Below are 17,095 nucleotides of genomic sequence, written 5' to 3' on the forward strand. Positions count from 1 at the left end.
GCTTTTTCTCGCACCGGTATCCCCGCCCCCCTTACCGCCAAGCGCGGCCCCACCCCCCCCCCCCCCCCCCCCCCCACCCCCCCCCCCCCCCCCCCCCCCCCCCCCCCCCCGGTGCCCCGTTTCAGTGAGCAAAATATCGACTGGAGCCTAAGCGAGTAGAGCCGAGACTGCTACGGATTCGCCGGTGTCCGAGACCCGCAAACGGGCACCATCAGCGACGCCGAGCCGGTCCAGCACCTGCGCCACCTCTCGCATGGCCTCGTCTCGATGGATCGAAGAAACCACTTCCAGGTCCAGGTTGCTACCCTCCTCGCCTACGCCGGCTCCAACAACCTCGAACTCCTCGAGATCGGCAAACTCCTCTTCGATCTCGTCTCTGTCTATCGGTAATCCTGGAGGGAAGTACACGTCTATGAACATGTTGATGACTACCCCATCAATTCTTCGAAGAAGGCGTCCATGCATCCAACGAACTTGCGTCCACGTGCGGGCTTACTGAAGCCAAGGGCCGGGTCCTTGTTTGTCAGTTTAGCGCCTCGCTGTAGATACCCTTCGATGAAGAACTCCTCGCCGCCACGGTTCGAGGCGTAGGACTTCTGCACCGCGATCACCTCAGGCGTCAAACCCGATGATCAGTCCGGTGTCGGTCGGGTCGTCGTGGGTCGCGTCGGCGGCGCAGATCGCCAGGACGGCGAGGGCGGCCAGGGCGAGGGTCGTGAAGCGGTGCCAGGAGTCCCAGCGGCGGACCTGGTGCTGGTCCAGGCCGACCTGGCTCTTCGCGGCCTGAAAGGCTTCTTCGACGGTCCAGCGGATGCCGGCGACCCGCACAAGTTGGGCGAGGGTGGCCGGGCTCGGGGTCCAGCAGCGGTAGAAGGCCAGCTCACCGGTGGTGGTGTTGCGGCGGATCAGGAGGCTGTGGTGGCCGCCGTCGTCGGGGTCAGCGTCGGTGCACACGTCGTCGAGCCACGCCCAGTCGTAGAAGCGCGGGCCCTTGGATCCGGCTCCCGCGCTGCGGCGCTGCCACGCCGAATCGGGCAGGTCGGCGGCGATCCGGTCGGCGCGAACTCGGGTCTTGCCGCCGTCGAGAGGGACCAGGTGGCTGCGGGACACCGCAAGGACGTAGCCGAGCTCGTGTCCGCGCAGATGGGCGCGGAAGGCGGCGCTGTTGCCGTATGCCTGGTCCGCGGCGGCCCAGCCTGCCGGCACCCCGGCGTCGAGGGCCGCGGTGATCATGTCCGCCGCCAACTCTGACCTGGTGGCGAACTCGGTCTCGTCGGGCACGCCGGCGGCTTGGCAGCGGTCCCGGTCGTCGGTCCACGTTGGTAGATACACCCGTCGGTCGATCAGGGTGTGCCCGCCCGCGCCGGCGTAGCCCAGGAACACCCCGACCTGGCTGTTCTCGATCCGCCCGGCGGTGCCGCTGTACTGGCGCTGCACCCCCATCGTGTGGGTGCCCTTCTTCAGGTCACCGGTCTCGTCGACCACCAGGACCGCGTCCGGACCGCCGAACCGGTCGGTGATCAGTTGCCGCAGGTCGTCGCGGACGGCGTCGGCGTCCCACACCGCCCGGTACAGCAGCCGCTGCATCGCGTCAGGCCGGGCGTGCCCGGCCTGCTCGGCCAACTGCCAACACGTCTTGACCTCAAGATCGGACAGCAGCCCCGACACGAACTCTCCCGCCGCACGGCGCGGTTCCACTCGCCCGAAACCGGCCCGCGAAGCACCCCAGCACCCCGGCCAGCACCCGCTCCCACCGAGCAACGGCTACGCTGTGGCACGCGGCCACCGCAAGATCTGATGTTGTGTCCACAACGCACAGACGATCACGCGGTGGCCGTCCCGCGTCCACCCCGGTTCACCAGCAAGATCTCAAACGGCGGCTGCCGTATTAGGACCGTTGACGTGGAGCACGTCGAGATCCATGTGTCTGACCAGGGCCGCCAGGCTGGTGATACCGATGCCGTCCCCACGCCGCCGGTAGATGAACTGCGAATACTCCCGCGAGCCTCGATCTCCGTGGCACCTATGATTCATCAATACGCAGACTGCCAGCACCGATGTTTCAGGCCAAGCCGCCTGGCTGGATCTGCAGTAGCTACACGAAATGGAGTATGTCACGCTGCCTGCCCGAACCAGCCCACGGTGGTGAGATGGGCCGCGCTGAGGATCACCGCGATACCGGATATGGCCTCAACGAGGGTTCCGATCTCGCCGCTCTATCCTCCATCACGATCGTCAGCACGCCGAAGAGGCTTGGCGACCGGCGGCGTGAACCTCGCGACATCGGCCCCAACGCCCACGAGCACGTCCAGGTCGTCGGTGGCGATGCTGCGAGGCTCCGCGGGCAGTTGCAGTGCCGGGCACAGCTCCTGGCCGGACTCGAGATCAATCAGGGACACTGTCCCATCAGTGCGGGCGATGAAGACTGCGGGCCAGGTGGCGATCGCGACGGAGGTGATCGGGGCGCCGACGACCTCCGGACCGAGCGGGCGGCCCGACAGGTCGCAGGCCCACGCCGTACGCCATCCCGACCGGCGCTCGGCGAGACTCCCGGCGACCAGACGCGTGCCGTCCAGAGCGGCGACGAAGCCGCCGTCAAGACCGGGCATCGGCGACGGCGGTGCACTCAACTGGTCCAGCCGGAACACCTCGGGCGGCCGGCCGATCGCCGAGACCACCGCGATCGGACCGCCCTCGGAGGGGCCGGTCACGAGCCGGTAGGTTCCTCGTTCCTTGCGGACCTCGTCGATCAGTGTCCCGTCGTCGGCCCGCCGCAGACGCAGCAGCTCGCGGTCGATGACCACCAGGACACGCTCGCCCCGGACCGTGGCCATGCCCACGTGCCGCACCTGGGGGACGCTGACCTTGATCGGTGGTTGCATCTGCTCGCGCAGGATGAGGTCCCACCGCTGCAGCCACGGGTGCGACGCATCCGGGGACCCCGCTCCGGTGGCCGCTCGCACCCTCGTCCCGTCCACCCAGGCCGCCAGCGACACGACGCCTCGCACCTGGGTATTGGTCGGCGCGGTCACCAGCGAACCGTCCTCGGCCCGGTGCGCTGCGATCGTCCCACCCTCGTCGGCGCAGACCACCACGCCGGACGCCGCCATGGCCAGCCGCGCGACCGGCTGACGGAAGCCCGCCGATCGCTGCGGCGGTGCGTCCGGGTCCCACAGCCCGACCATGCCGTCCTCGGCCGACCCCGTCAGCAGCCAATCACGCCCCTCCCAGCGCACCGATGCGAGCACCGGCTTGCGCACCGGCCCCGGCAACGACGGCCCGGCAGGCGTCGCAGCTGGCAGATCCCAGAGATGGACTCGCCACTTCGTCGGCACCGCCACGGTCTCGTTCACCATCGCCAGCCGCGGCCGGGCACGCTTGCCGCCCCACATGCGTCCGTGGTGCGGCGGAAAGTCATCGACGTGAGCGTCGACCCGGCCGCCCACCTGTGCACCGGTGGCTACGTCGAACATGACCAGCTCGCGCGGCCCCGTCACGACGGTCAGCACATCCCGCCCGTCTCGTGCCGACAGCAGGACCGCGGCGATACCGCCGGGAGCCTGCTGATCCGCGACCGGCAGCGGCAGCCGTTGCCCGCTGTGCGCGTCCCACAACGACACTTTGCGCCCGGCGGCCACCACCACGTGCCGGCCGGAGACCAGCCGCCCGGCACAGATCGCGAGCGACTCCGGAACGCCGAGCGTGCCCAGGGATCCCCCGGTTTCCAGCGACCATCGCGCCACCGCACCGTCGGCGCCGAGCGTCACCACGACCGCGTATGCGGCCGGCCCGGCCACCCGAACGTCCTCGACGCCCTGCAGACCCGTGCGCCAGCTCCGTAGCACCGTCAGGTCCGGCAACGCCCAGACTCGCACCGTGCCGTCCGTGTGCCCGGTGACCGCGACTGCACCATCCGCCGACGCGCCGACCGCCACGCACACGGCGGCTTCCACCGGCGCCGTCGTCAGCTGTCCCGAGACGATGTCCCACACCTGAAGACGATCACCGGCGGCGTCGGCGGGACTATGCCCGGCGACGACGGCTGCAAGCGGGCGCAGATCATCGCCGCCCGCATCCAACGCGAGCACCGGACCGGTACGCACGAGACGGCCCATGCGCGGGATGTCCTGACCGGTCGCCCAGACAGTCCGCCAAAGCCCCGACATCCATCCCTCCTCAGAGGCAACCTTACTGGTCACCGGTCATAGGACCGGGCATCGCGGGCCGTGACCCGCGATGCCCGGTGTAGTTCCGGCTATCGCCCTACAACGTCCGGGGCGCTTGCCCCATCTCGGTCAGTACTGCCGGAATCGCAGTCTCCGACCCGCCCAACCTGCGGCCGTGAACGCGCCCTTCGCGATGTCTTGCAGCATCCGGCCGCCGTACTGCTGTGGCTGGTAATGGCCGGACCAGTTGTCGTAGGACGTGATCCTGCCGTTGTTGGCGGTGAACCGACCCGCCATGAGCACCGGGTTGGGTCGCCCGGCAGCGTCGAATCCCGCCAGGCTCGTGTGACCGGGCCAGACGTCCTGGTCCCACAGGTCGGCGAGGTCATCGTCGTGCACGGCCCGTACCTCGTTGTTCGGCGTGACCACGAAGTGGTGGTCACCGTCGCGGAGGGGTCCCATACCGTCGTTGCTGCTGCGCACCACCGAAGGATCGGGGAAGGCGTCCTGCGGACCGGTGTCGACGTTGCGGTTCGGGAAGTTCGGGTCGTTCTCGTTCTTCCACTCGACCTCGCAGTTGTGCACCAGGACCGGTTTGTCCCCGGCGAGCACGTAGTACGTGTGGACGCCCTCGACGGTGAGGTTGTGGACTCGTTCATGGCGAACGGTCTTGGTGATGGCGGTGACCTGGACCCAGGTGCCGGCCGCGGTCTGCAGCCACATGCCGGGCTTGAGGTCACCGCCGGTGACCCACTGTCCGGCGTCGGGCAGCCAGATCAGGTGCGCCGCTGTGGAGGTGATCGACCCGGTCTTCGACCCGGTCTTGCCGTCCACGTCGACCGTGATCGTGACCAGCGTCTTGCTGCCCTCGTGGCTGCGGACGTTGGTAACCTCACGACCCTGGTTCTGACCCGACTCCACGTCGGTGCCGAGGACCTGGTCACCGAGCTTCAGGTCCTCGATCGCCTTGGTGGAACCGTCGGCGAGCAGCACCTTGGTGCCCGGCACGAAGCTGTTGCACTTCGCCGGTGTCGTCGGGTTGTCGGTCTTCGGCTTGGGGGTGTTGGTCGGCGTCTTGCCGAGGTCGGTGGCGCCTTCCACGCCCTTTTCGAGGCTCTTGGCGTTCTCGGCCGCCTTCTCGATGTCACGGGCGGTGTCGATGCCGTCGGCGATCTTCTTACCCGTCTTGGCCAGCTTCGCCGCCGCCACCGCGTTACCGGCGAGGGGGATCGCCGAGGCCAAAGACATCGCCGCGTCGACGTAGTTGCCCTCGGCCGCGTACCAGATGCCGTTGGCGACGTCGGCGACCTCACCGATCACCGGCACCATCCCGGCGACGTCCAGGGCGGCATGGCCGATGTCCGACCACGACATCCCGAACAGGTGCCCGTCCAACTCCACGAAGCTGATCGGGTTCCCACCGGCGAACGCGTACCGGTTACCCGTGAACGCATCCGTCGCCAGACTCATGTCCGCCATGGCACCGCCGTAGGCATCCCGCGTCAGGAACCGGTTCAGACCCGGGTCGTAGTTGCGGAAGCCCATGTCGTAGGTGCCCGAGTTGGCATCCCACCGGGATGCGTTGAACCGGAACGGTTGTACGGCTCCTCGCCCTCCGGCGTCGAACCCGGCTTGTCCACACCCGTGAACTGCGACTCGTCGTCCTTGCCGTACGCCGTGTAGCCGTACGTCGCCCGGGTCTTGCCGTCCTCCTTCGTGATACCAACGACGTCACCACGCGGGCGGTAGATGAACTGCGAGTACTCGCGAGTTCCGTCGTCCTTGTGCTTGATCTGGGTCAGCTGCTGACCCCACGGCGCGTACTGGTACGACTTGGTCGCCTTACCGGCGACCTCCTCCCGCAGCACCTGGTTGTCCATCCCCAGGTAGGTGAAGACCGTCGTCTTCGACGCCGTCGTCTGCGACACCGTCCGGTCGAACGGGTCGTACACGTAGGTCGTCGACTTGGCGTTCGAGCCGATGCCCGAGGTGGTCTTCGCCGTCCGGTCGAAGCCGTCGTAGTAGTACTTCTGCGCCCGCTGGCCACCGACCGACACCGTGTCGAGGCGCCCGAGCGGGTCGTAGTTGTAGGTCGACGTCACACCCGCCGTGGTGGTCGAGTGCAGCCGGTTCCGGTCGTACTTGCTGGTGCTGGTCGTCCCGTCGACGGTCTGCGACACCGTGTTGCCGTTGGCGTCGTAGGTGTAGGTCTCCGTCGAGGTGCTGTCACCGGTCTTGTCCAGCTTGGCGATCCGGTCCTGCGGGTCGTAGCTGAAGACGTACGTGTTGTCGATGTAGTCCGACGCATTGTCGGCGTTCATCAACTTGAGCACATCCCGCGACGGGTGCCCGTTGGCCTGGTACTGCAGGTTGTGCTCCGCGACGGTGGCGCCGCCGGAGGTCTTCTCCAGCTGGTGCTTGGTGGCGCCGTCGAGGTAGTACTCGAAGTTCACGGTGTTGCCGTTGGGCTTGGTCTGCTTGAGCATCTGGCCGCGGGCGGTGTACGTGAACGTCGAGATCTGCTGGTTACCGGCCGTCGGCGAGTCGGCGTTGGTCACCTTGGCGACCATGTCCCGCTCGTCGTACTCGATCTTCGACCAGGTGAGGTCGTGGGTCGAGGTGAGCGGGTTGCCGTTGTCGTCGTAGGTCAGGGCCGTGGTGTTCTTCGGCGTGCTGTCGGTCGCGCCGACGAACTCCTTGACCGTGGAGATCTGGTTGAGCTGGTCGTACGCGACGTCGTACCGGCTGATCTTCGCGCCCGGGCTGAGGTCCTTGACCTCGACCATCATCCCGTTCGGGTTGTACCGGTAGGTGAACTCCTTCTTCTCGTTGTCGACGTCGGCGGAGTTGTCCCGCACCAGCCTGACCGCCTCGGCAAGCACCGCCGCAGGTGATGGTGAATGTGCTCATGAGAGAACAGAAGGGCCCGCCGGCAATTCCCTAAGGCTCTAGCGGCAGTGTCGTTTGAGACATGCTCCAAGTGGTCGGTGATCTGATGCCGACTCAAGAAATTTTCCAATACACCCGACTCAAGACACAACGTGCTAATGGGTGGGGACGCGCTACTCCCCCACCCCGGCGACAACTCGGACAGGGCAGTCCTCGTCACGGGCCTCGCTCGAGACCACCGATGGCCCCTCCGAACGACCCCCCAGCCCGGCGCTTGTCCACGCCGGTGACCTGCGGCTCTTCGTACGTGATGACGGCAGCCCACGACCGACGGCCTGCTCACTGGGCCTCGACGCGACGGTGCACCCGCCCCTGGATGGGACGGGTGCACCAGCCGTTACTCGAACGCGTCGGGGCTACTGACCAGCGTCACGACGTAGCGTCTCGCCGATCAACTCCTTCTGCTGGTTGATGGCTCGCATGCAGTTGTCGTTCGCTCGCTCCGCTGCCAGAACCGTTGCCTCGTCCGTACCCACGGGGAACTCGGGCAGGTCCTCACAGTCGCGAATGACGTCGTAGCAGGCGGACATCGTTTCCTGCGTGGTGGCCGTCTCCAAATCGGATGAGTCGAGCCCGATGCAGTAGGACAAGGCGTTGAACAGCTGCCAGAGCGACTGCAGTTCGACCTCGTCGGACAGCTCAAGGAGTTCGTCCTCGATCTCGTCCGCCTCCTCCGTCGGTTCCGCACCGTTGGCCACGGCACGGATGTCGCTGATGGCGGCGTCGACCACCTCGCCGGGGCGTCCGATCAGGAGCTCCCGAGCATCGCTCGGCAACGCGTCGATCGTCCAGTCGAGGACCTGTCGCGTAAGCTCCATCCGACCCGCCGGAGAGAGCCGGCCGACAAGCTCGGCCTCGTCCACCATTTCACGATCCCACAGAGTTCTCACCGATCAGCCCCATCCGACAATCCTGACACCAGGTGTCGACGATACTCGTGCCGCACATCCCTGGAAACTCTTGGTCCCCGGCACACACGGTTTACGGTGCGGAGCGATCCGACCACCGCCAGATATTTCTCCTCTCTTCAGGGCATTCAGAAGAATGTGTTCGGCGTGAGTCTGCTTCGGCAGCAACTGGGTGAAACGCTTGCCGCTCACCCGCTCGTATCCGAGCGACTCGGCGAGGTCCCGCATCGCCTTGGAGGTCCGGTTGCTGCTGACGGCGTAGTACTTCTTGCCGCCGATGTGCGCCGTCGCCACAGTGATCTTGTCGAGGGCCTTCTCCTGCTTCGCCACCGGCAGATGGGAGGCGTATTCCTTGTGCAGCGCCTGCGCGTCCTCGAGCAGCTTCTGGTCGGTAGGGCAGTTGCTGTTGTGGACCAGAACCGGGCTGTCACCAGCCAGGACGTAGTAGGTGTGAACACCCTCGATCGTCAGGTTGTGGACCCGCTGGTGACGAGTCTCGTGCTTGATCGAGCTGATCTGCACCCAGGTGCCGGCCGAGGTCTGCAGCCACATGCCGGGCTTGAGCTGCTCGGCCTTGAGCCACATGCCGACATCGGGCAGCCAGAACGGGTGACCCCCGGTGGCCACGATGGTGCCGGTCGCCGATCCCGTCTTGCCATCGGTGTCGACGGTGATCGTGTACAGGTGCTTGACCCCGTTACCGGTGATCAGGTTGGTGACCGGACGCATCTGGACGTCGCCCGTCTCGACGTCCGAGGAGAGAACCTCGTCGCCGAGCTTCAGTTGCTCGATCGGCTTGCTGGCGCCGTCAGCGAGCATCACCTTTGTGCCGGGCACAAAGCTGTTGCACTCGACCTTGGGCGCCGCCGGCTCGTCCGCCGCCTTGGTCGGCACGTTGTCGGCCTGCTTGCGCACGTCGTTGCCGGCCTCGACGACATTTTCCGCCTTGCGGGCGTCGTTGAGCTTGTCCGCCGCCTCGACGCCCCGCTTGCCCCACTTCGCCGCCGTGGCCACGTTGCCCGCCAGCGGGATTGCCGAGGCCAGGGAGAACGCGGCGTTGACGTAGTCACCCTCGGCGGCGTACCAGATGCCGTTGGCAACATCTGCCACCTCCCCGATGACGGGCACCATGCCCGCCACGTCCAGCGCCGCGTGGCCGATGTCGGACCAGGACATGCCGAACAGGTGGCCGTCGAGCTCTACAAAGGTGATCGGGTTACCGCCGGCGAAGGCGTACCGGTTGTTGGTGAACGGGTCCGTCGACAGGCCCATGTCCGCCAGGGCGCCGCCGTAGGCGTCCCGGGTCAGGAACCGGTTCAGACCCGGATCGTAGTTGCGGAACCCCATGTCGTACGTCTTGGAACCGACGTCCCAGCGCGATGCGTTGAACCGGTACGCGTTGTACGGCTCGGCGTCAGGGTTCGCCTCATCCGGCTTGTCCTCACCGGTGAACTGCGACTCGTCGTCCTGGCCGTACGCGGTGTAGCCGTAGGTTGCCCGGGTGTTACCGTTCTCCCTCGTAATGGCTTCGACGTCGCCGCGCGGCCGGTAGGTGAACTGGGAGTACTCGCGGGTGCCGTCGTCCTTGTGCTTGATCTGGGTCAGTTGCTGACCCCACGGCGCGTACTGGTACGACTTCTCCGCCTTGCCGGCGACCTCCTCCCGCAGCACCTTGTTATCCATGCCGAGGTAGGTGAAGGCCGTCGTCTTCGAGCCAGCAGTCTGCGAAACCGTTCGGTCGAACGGGTCGTAGACGTAGGTCGTCGACTTCGCAGTCGAACCGGTACCCGCAGTGGTCTTCGACGTGCGGTCGAAGCCGTCGTAGTAGTACTTCTGCGCCCGCTGGCCGCCAACCGATTCGGTGTCCAGCCGCCCCAGCGGGTCGTAGTTGTACGTCGACGTGACGCCGCCCGCGGTGGAGGAGTGCAGTCGGTTCCGGTCGTACTTGTTGGTGCTCGTCACCCCGTCCACGGTCTGCGACACGACGTTTCCGTTGCTGTCGTAGTCGTAGGTCTCTACCGCCGAGGAGTCCCCGGTCTTGTTGACCCGGCTGACCCGGTCCTGCGGGTCGTAGTCGAACGCGTAGGTGTTGTCGATGTAGTCCGACGCGTTGTCGGCGTTCATCAGCTTGAGCACGTCCTTGGACGGGTTGCCGTTGGCGGAATACTCCAACGTGTGCTCAGCCACCACGGTGCCGCCTGAGGTCTTCTCGACCTGGTGCTTGGTGGACCCGTCGAGGTAGTACTCGAAGTCCACCGTGTTGCCGTTGGGCTTCGTCTGCTTGAGCACCTGCCCGTCGGGGGTGTAGGCGAACGTCGAGATCTGCTGGTTGCCCGCCGTCGGCGAATCGGCGTTGGTCACCTTGGCGACCATGTCCCGCGTGTCGTAATCGATCTTCGACCAGGTGAGGTCGTGGGTCGAGGTGAGCGCGTTGCCGTTGGCGTCGTAGGTCAGGGCGGTGGTGTTCTTCACCGTCCCGCCGGCAACCTCCTCGACCTTCGCAATCTCGTTGAGCTCGTCGTAGCCGATCCGGTACGTGTCGATCTTCGCCCCCGGGCTCAGGTCGTTGACCTGGGTCATCAGCCCGTTGGCGTTGTACCGGTAGGTGAACTCCTTCTTCTCGTTATCGGCCTCGCCGGTGTTGTCGCGCACCAGCCTGACCGCGTCGGCGAGCACCTTGCCCGTCGCCTGGTCAGTGAGGGTGATCTTCTGGACACCGTCCTCTAGGAAGGAGTAGCTGCCCAGGCTGATCCAGGCGCCGGTGTTCTGCGTCTGGTTCACCGTCTTGGTGACGCTGCCACCGTTGTAGGTGATGGTGAACTTCGCGTCCGTCGCGGCTCCGCTGACCTGCGGATGCCGGACGAACACCTCGTAGCTGCCATCCCGCGGGATGTTCAACTGCCAGTTGAACTGCGCCGACCCGCTACCAGCCGGGGCCGAGGAGACGTCGTAGCCGTACTGCCCGGTGGCCGCACCCGAGGTCCAGGTGCCCTGGGTCGCGGTGTTGTTCGAGTCGGAGTTGTCGACCAGGACCACGTCCTTGCCGACCGGAACGCCGTCGTCCGACCGCGCCTTCTGGTTACCCGAGGGGTAGTAGTCCCAGGTCATCGTCCGCGAGACCGACCCTCCGGCCGAGGTCAGCGTGTTCCTCGTCTGCTGGCCCAGGTCGTTGTAGTCGAAAGAGTTGACGATGTCCCAGGGGTCGGTGGACGTCTTGGTCCATCCGTTGTCGTAGTAGGTGTAGGTGGTGTCGTTCCGGACCGTCTGCCCGTCGGACGGGGGCGCGCTGACCTTGGCCAGGTTGCCGACCTCGTCGTAGGTGTAGAGGGTCTTGTCAGGGGTGTTGTAGCGGCTGTCGTCCTTGTCGTAGGCCGACCAGACCTCCTTGGCCCGGTTCAACGCGTCGTAGACCGTGACTTGGGCGAAGTCGTCCAGGTCGGTGGCCGTCGCGGTGCCCCGCGGCGTGACGACCTTGGTCTGGTTACCAACCTGGTCGTACTCGTACTTCGAAGTGCGGTACGTGATGGTGCCGGCGGCGTCCTTGGCGTACGGCACCTTCGACTCGATCAGCATGCCGCGGGCGTCGTACGTCGACAGCGTCTCGTTGCCTTCGGCGTCGGTCTCGCCGATCTCCAGCCCGTCCCGGTCGTAGCGGGTGGTCGTCACCTGGCCGGCGGCATCGGTGGACCTGACGATCCGGTGGACCAGGTCGTACTCGAACTTGGCGGTGAAGTCCGCCGGGTCCGCCGTCTCGTTCTTCTTGGCGTCGACCAGCGTCAGCAGGTTGCCGACGTTGTCGTAGACCGAGGACACCTTCTGGCCCTTGCCGTTGCGGACCTCGATCGGCTGGTAGATCTCATCGAAAACGGTGGTCGTGGTGTAATCGCCCACCGTGCTCGTCAGGTTGCCCTCGGGCTCGGTGACGCTCAGGACGTTGCCGACCTTGTCGTACGTGGTCGTCGTCTTGCGATCGGGATCGGTCGCCTCGTCCTTCGGTGCCACCGACTCGATCATCTGGTCGGCCTTGTCGTAGGCCGACGTCGTCGCCGTGCCGTTCGCCGCGTACGCCGTGATGATGTTGTCGTTGGCATCGTAGACCGGAGCCTGCGTGGTGAGGACACGGCTACCACTCACCGGCTCGACCTTGGTCAGCGGTCGACCGAAGGTGTCGTAGGTCTGCGTGACCTTGGCATCCTTGGCGTTACGAACCTCGGTTACGTTGCCGCGCGGGTCGTAGACGAAGTTCGATGAGGCGTTCAGCGCGTCGCTGATCGTCTGCGGGTAACCGCTCGGGTCGTAGTTGCTATACGTGGTGACGTTGCCGTTGGCGTCCTTCGCCGTGAGCAGTTGCCCCCACGTGTCGTAGGTGTTGATTGCGGTGTAGTCACCGGCCGTGCTGGTCGAGTTGCCCATCGGGTCCGTGACGGTGGCCAGATCACCCTCGCCCGTGTAGCCGAAGCTCCACTTGCGCCCCTCGGGGCTGGTCTTGGTGAGCAGATCCGCAATGTAGCCGCCCAGCTGGTACTGGTAGGTCAGTACCGTGCCCGGCGTGCCGTTCTTGACCGCCTCCGCGTCCTTGGTCTCGGTCGGGTAGCCGGTCTTCGGGTCGAACGCCCAGGTGGAGACAGCCCCGTTGGCCTCCTCCAGCCGGATGACGTTGTGGTCGTCATCCCAGCCGAGCTTGTTCACCTGGTTCTTCGCGTTTGTCGTCTGGTAGGTGCGGCCGTAGCCGTCCAGCAGGTACTGGCTGGCGTGGTTCTCCGCGTCGGTGACGGTGGCGTTGATGTTCTTGCCCTGCGGGCCGTCCGGGTCGACGTAGCCGAACTGGGTCAGGTAGCCGAGCCGGTCGGTGTAGGACTTGGTGGTCCAGTGGAACTGCGGGTCATCCCCGGTCTGCGGGTAGTTGTAGACCAGGTTGGTCGCGTTGCCCCGCGGGTCGGTGACCTTGACCAGCTTGACGTTCTTGTTGCCCTGCGTCATGTCGTAGGCGAACTTGAACGTCTTCAGCGCACCGTTGGTCGACCCGGCGCCGTCGACCAGCTCACCCAGCAGACCCTTGTCCGTGTAGGTGAAGGTGAGCTTGCGTCCCGAGATGTCGGTGATCTGCGAGACGTGGTCGATGATCTTCGGGTTGGTCAGGTTCGTCGCACCGGACACCCGGTTCCAGGTGGTGTCGTCGATGTAGTCGTACGTCTGACCCTTGGCGAAGTAGTCGATGGTCAGCGTCTGCCGACCGGTTGGGTCGGTGAGGTACTTCAGGAACTTCGTCGGCTTGTTGTTGGACTTGCGCTCCTCGTAGGTGAAGAGCATCTCGTTGCCGTTCTTGTCGACGATGCTCGAGATGAAGCCCTCGCAGTCGTAGAAGAACTGCGTCCGGTCCGGCCGGGTGAGCACCCAGGCCTTCGGCTCATCGGTGTTGGGCTTGCAGTCCACGCTGCTGTACTTCTGCAGGTAGAGGTGCACGCCCTTCGGGCTCTTCCACTCGTTGGCCGCGGCGTCCCAGGTGAACCAATGGCTGGTGCCGTCACCGTCGGTCAGGGTGACCTTGGTCGGGTTCGGGTTGGGGTGGAAGTCCAGCGGGGCACCGAGGCGCATCATCGATGACGCCTGCAGCGACCAGCCGTACCCGGCGACCGTGTCGGTGGTGTCCAGCGAGTTGTACGCCAGGCGGACGAAGCTCGACAGGCCCCGTGAGGGGTTGCTGAACGCGTCGTACGACCAGACGGTGTTGCCGGAGTACAGGTTGTTCATCAGGGTGCCGCCGGCGCCGGTGTTCTTCCCCGCGTACGAGTAGAACTTCTCCAGACCGAGCTGGTCGGAGGTCGGCTCCTCCACCGAGACGTTCTGCGGCAGCGCCGGGATCGCCGCAGTCTCCGACAGCTTCTTGCCGGTCAGCTTGTTCCGCAGGTCCCATTGCAGGACGTAGTCGGTGCGCTTGTTCCCCTCCGTCGACGACGGCGGGGTCTTCACCTGCGCGGACACGTCGACCGTGCCGCCGGCCGGCACGCTCTTCGGCAGCGCGGTCGCCACCTCGTAGCTGGCGTCCGCGCCGTCGGTGACACCGTCGGCCCGCTTCCAGTCGTAGGCCAGCTCCCAGTCGGTCGGGTTCCACGCCGCCAGGGTCGGGTTCGACAGCGTCACCGGGAGCGTGTACGTGGAGTTCGCCGTGGCCAGCGCCGGGGTCGAGGCCGCGTAGTAGGTCGACTCCGCGGTCTGCTCCAGGTAGGTGACCTCCAGCGTGGGCCGCAGCAGCGGCTCCTGTGCCTCGGACGACAGCAGCATCGCCCGCGCGGTCTGGTTCACCTCGTCCCGCTGCCGCAGCAGCAGACCGAAGTTCTTGGTCGAGTCCTTCACCCAGCCGTCGACCGCGGGGGTGACGTCCCAGGAGGCCCACTCGGGGTCGTTGGTGAACCCGTTGTTGCTGGCCTTCCAGGAGGTGTCGTAGTCACCGCCGGGGGTGGTCCAGGCGTTGGTCCCGTTGTAGGTGTTCCAGGTCGCCGTGGTCTCGGTGAAGTTCTTGGTCAGCTTGTAGACGTCGACGTACTCGTCGGTGTCGGTGCCCGGGTAGAGCGAGGTGTTGTACAACCGCAGGTCGGCGTCGACGACCTTGGCGTTGGTCGGGATGCCGGTCAGCGTCGGGAACTTCACCAGGCCGTGGGTGTCCCCGTAGTAGGACGAGTTGTTGCCCGGGCTGACGTACGGGTCACCGTCGTAGACGTCCACGTTCTCCGTCGGACGGGTCTGCGACAGCGTGGTGTCCGTGGTGCCGGTGCGGTAGATCCGGGTGATCTGGCCGGCCTTCGGCAGGATCGCCGACTGGGTGGGACCGGCGAGCACCTGCCCGTCGCGCGTCTTGACCGCGACCATGTAGTAGTAGAACTTCCGGGCCAGCGGGTCGGTGTTGTCCGCCGCCGTCGGGATCGCCGTGGTGTCCTGGTACGTGCGGGTGCTGGTGGACACCGGCGCGATCAGGGTCGCCGCCGACGGGGTGAAGTTCTGGTAGATGCTGCGGTGCACCTGATACTCCACCGCGTCGTCCGCGGTGCTCGTCGACGGGTCCACGTACGCCGGCCAGTCCAGCACGGCACCGGTGGAGGTGAGCGTCGTCGGCGGGTTGACCGGCACACCCGGCCGCCCGTAGGTGATGACCAGCTTCGGCAGGTTGTAGTCCCGGCGGGCGTTGTTGTAGGCGAACTCGGAGGCCTCGAAGATCGGGCCGCCGCGGCCCTTGGTGCCCTCGTCGACCGCCTTCACCATGAAGCCGTTGTTGGTGTAGGTGCCGTTGACCCAGTCCTGCACCACGTTGCGGACCGGGAACGAGCTCCACACGTTGGAGACGGCGGCCTTCTTGGTGGTCGCACCCCACTTGGTGAACCGCACCGCGTCGGCGATGACCGACTTACCGGAGACGTCGCCGAGGACCACCTTGCCAGTGGTGCCGGCCACGAACGGGTGCACGCCGAGGGTCTTCCACTCGCCGAGGCCGCTGCCGGTCTGGTCGACGGTGTAGGTCTTCGACCCGCCGTTGTAGTAGACCGTGTACGGCGCGTTCGTCGGCCGGTCGGCCTCCGAGACGTAGTGCACCTCGACCTGGTAGTCGCCCGACTCGGTGATGGTCGGCACCCAGGTGTGGGTGTGCCCCGTCGTGGTGTCGTTGTTGAAGCGGTAGTCGCCGTTGATGGCCAGCGGCGTCAGCGCGGTGTTGGTCGAGTACGACCAGGTGCCGACCACCGAGGTGCCGGAGTCTCCGTCGTCCTTGGTGACCATGTTGCCGGCCGGCTGGGCGGCCATGTTGGCGTTCATGTTCGACCAGGTCGCGGTGCTCTCGCTCCACGGCTGGGTGACCCGCCGCGCCTCCATCGCCACGTCGAAGCCCCACGCGTACTGGGTCTGCGAGTAGTACATCTGCAGCTGGGCGTCGTCGATCGGCGTGTTCTGCGGAATCGAACCGACGTCGAACCTGATCAGCGTCCGGTACGAGTTCGACGCGTCCGTGCCGACCTTCAGCTGGTAGGTGTCGTTGTAATTCGTGGTGGTGGCGCCGGAGTAGATCTGCACGTCCTGCGCGTCCGTCGGCACCGGCTGCAGCTTGATCGTCGGGTCGATCACCACCGGATAGACCCGGGCCTGGTCGGCCAGCCAGCCGGCATCGGCGGTGAGGGTGACGGTCGACGTGCCGCCGGACTGGGTCACCTGCTGGGTGACCTTGTCACTCCACACCTTGCCGTGCGGGGAGGACTTGTCGTCCTTGCTGTCGTACATGAACGGCGCCGGCATCACGAACACCGGCGCACCGCCGTCGCGGCCCAGGAACGCGATCGAGCCGTCCTCGCGCTGCTGCGCGGTCAGACCCGCCGTGTCCAGGGTGAACGTGTACGACACCGGACCGGCCGGCGCCTGCCGCAGGACGATCTTCTCCTTCAACGCGGTGCTGGTCACGTCGTAGACCACGTCCGCGCCACCGGCCACACCCGGATACGTCACCGTCGACCCGGACACCTTCGGCGTCACACCCTTGGCGGCGCCCGCCAGGCCCAGCTCGATGCTCCGGCCGTCCCGCTCGAACCGCACCAGCTCGTCCGAGCTGTCGCCGAACAGGCTGGTGAACGAGTTGGTCCGGTTGCCCTGCACGTACCCGCGCTCGTTCGCCGGGCGGACCGTGGTGTCGATGGGCTGCCAGTCGCCCTTGCCGTCCTGGTAGTGCAACGGCACCGCCGAGATCTCCGCCTGCAACCGCCCGTCCGACAGCTGATAGACCTTGCTGTTCTCGGTGCGCTTGCCGGCCAGTTCCTTGACCCGCTTCTGCGCCGGCCACTTCTTCCCCGCCAGCGGCTTTTCGTCGCGGAACAGCCCGGCACTGACCACCTCGGGCTTCGCCCGGTGGCCACCTCCGTCGACCAGGCCGCGGGCCGCGTCACCGAGGCGGCCCAGCAGGCCGCCCTCGTCCTTCTTCGCGCTCTGCGCGGCCTGCCCGGTTGCGGGGGGGGGGGGGGGGGGGGGGGGGGGGGGGGGGGGGGGGGGGGGGGGGGGGGGGGGGGGGGGGGGGGGGGGGGGGGGGGGGGGGGGGGGGGG

Annotated in this window: 7 protein-coding genes; all 7 read right to left on the bottom strand. The window is 66.5% G+C overall.

The annotated features are described in order from the left end of the window. Nucleotides 1–147 precede the first annotated feature (147 nt). The gene (locus tag ACZ6S5_RS33545) at nt 148–465 is read right to left on the bottom strand and encodes a hypothetical protein (RefSeq protein WP_466006306.1); all 318 of its coding nucleotides are present in this window, start codon (nt 463–465) and stop codon (nt 148–150) included. Between the two features lie 147 nt (nt 466–612). Beyond that, nucleotides 613–1,761 carry an IS701 family transposase gene (locus ACZ6S5_RS33550; protein WP_466006307.1) on the bottom strand — a complete coding sequence of 383 codons (1,149 nt, stop codon included), beginning with the start codon at nt 1,759–1,761 and terminating at the stop codon, nt 613–615. Nucleotides 1,762–2,216: 455 nt separating this feature from the next. Continuing rightward, nucleotides 2,217–4,166, bottom strand: a complete 1,950-nt coding sequence (locus tag ACZ6S5_RS33555) for a WD40 repeat domain-containing protein (protein WP_466006308.1) — start codon at nt 4,164–4,166, stop codon at nt 2,217–2,219. A 129-nt stretch (nt 4,167–4,295) separates the two neighbouring features. Beyond that, nucleotides 4,296–5,711, bottom strand: a complete 1,416-nt coding sequence (locus tag ACZ6S5_RS33560) for a polymorphic toxin-type HINT domain-containing protein (protein ID WP_466006309.1) — start codon at nt 5,709–5,711, stop codon at nt 4,296–4,298. Further along, nucleotides 5,681–7,048: a hypothetical protein gene (locus ACZ6S5_RS33565; protein WP_466006310.1), complete on the bottom strand. Its 1,368-nt coding sequence runs from the start codon at nt 7,046–7,048 to the stop codon at nt 5,681–5,683. Before ACZ6S5_RS33565 ends, ACZ6S5_RS33560 begins: the two co-directional genes overlap by 31 nt. Nucleotides 7,049–7,471: 423 nt before the next feature. Then, nucleotides 7,472–7,978, bottom strand: a complete 507-nt coding sequence (locus ACZ6S5_RS33570) for a hypothetical protein (protein WP_466006311.1) — start codon at nt 7,976–7,978, stop codon at nt 7,472–7,474. A gap of 30 nt (nt 7,979–8,008) precedes the next feature. Then, nucleotides 8,009–16,888 (bottom strand): golvesin C-terminal-like domain-containing protein, encoded by an 8,880-nt coding sequence (locus ACZ6S5_RS33575; RefSeq protein ID WP_466006312.1) that lies wholly within the window; start codon nt 16,886–16,888, stop codon nt 8,009–8,011. Between the last annotated feature and the right edge of the window lie 207 nt (nt 16,889–17,095).

It is taken from the genome of Micromonospora sp. NPDC051924 (genome assembly GCF_055586005.1).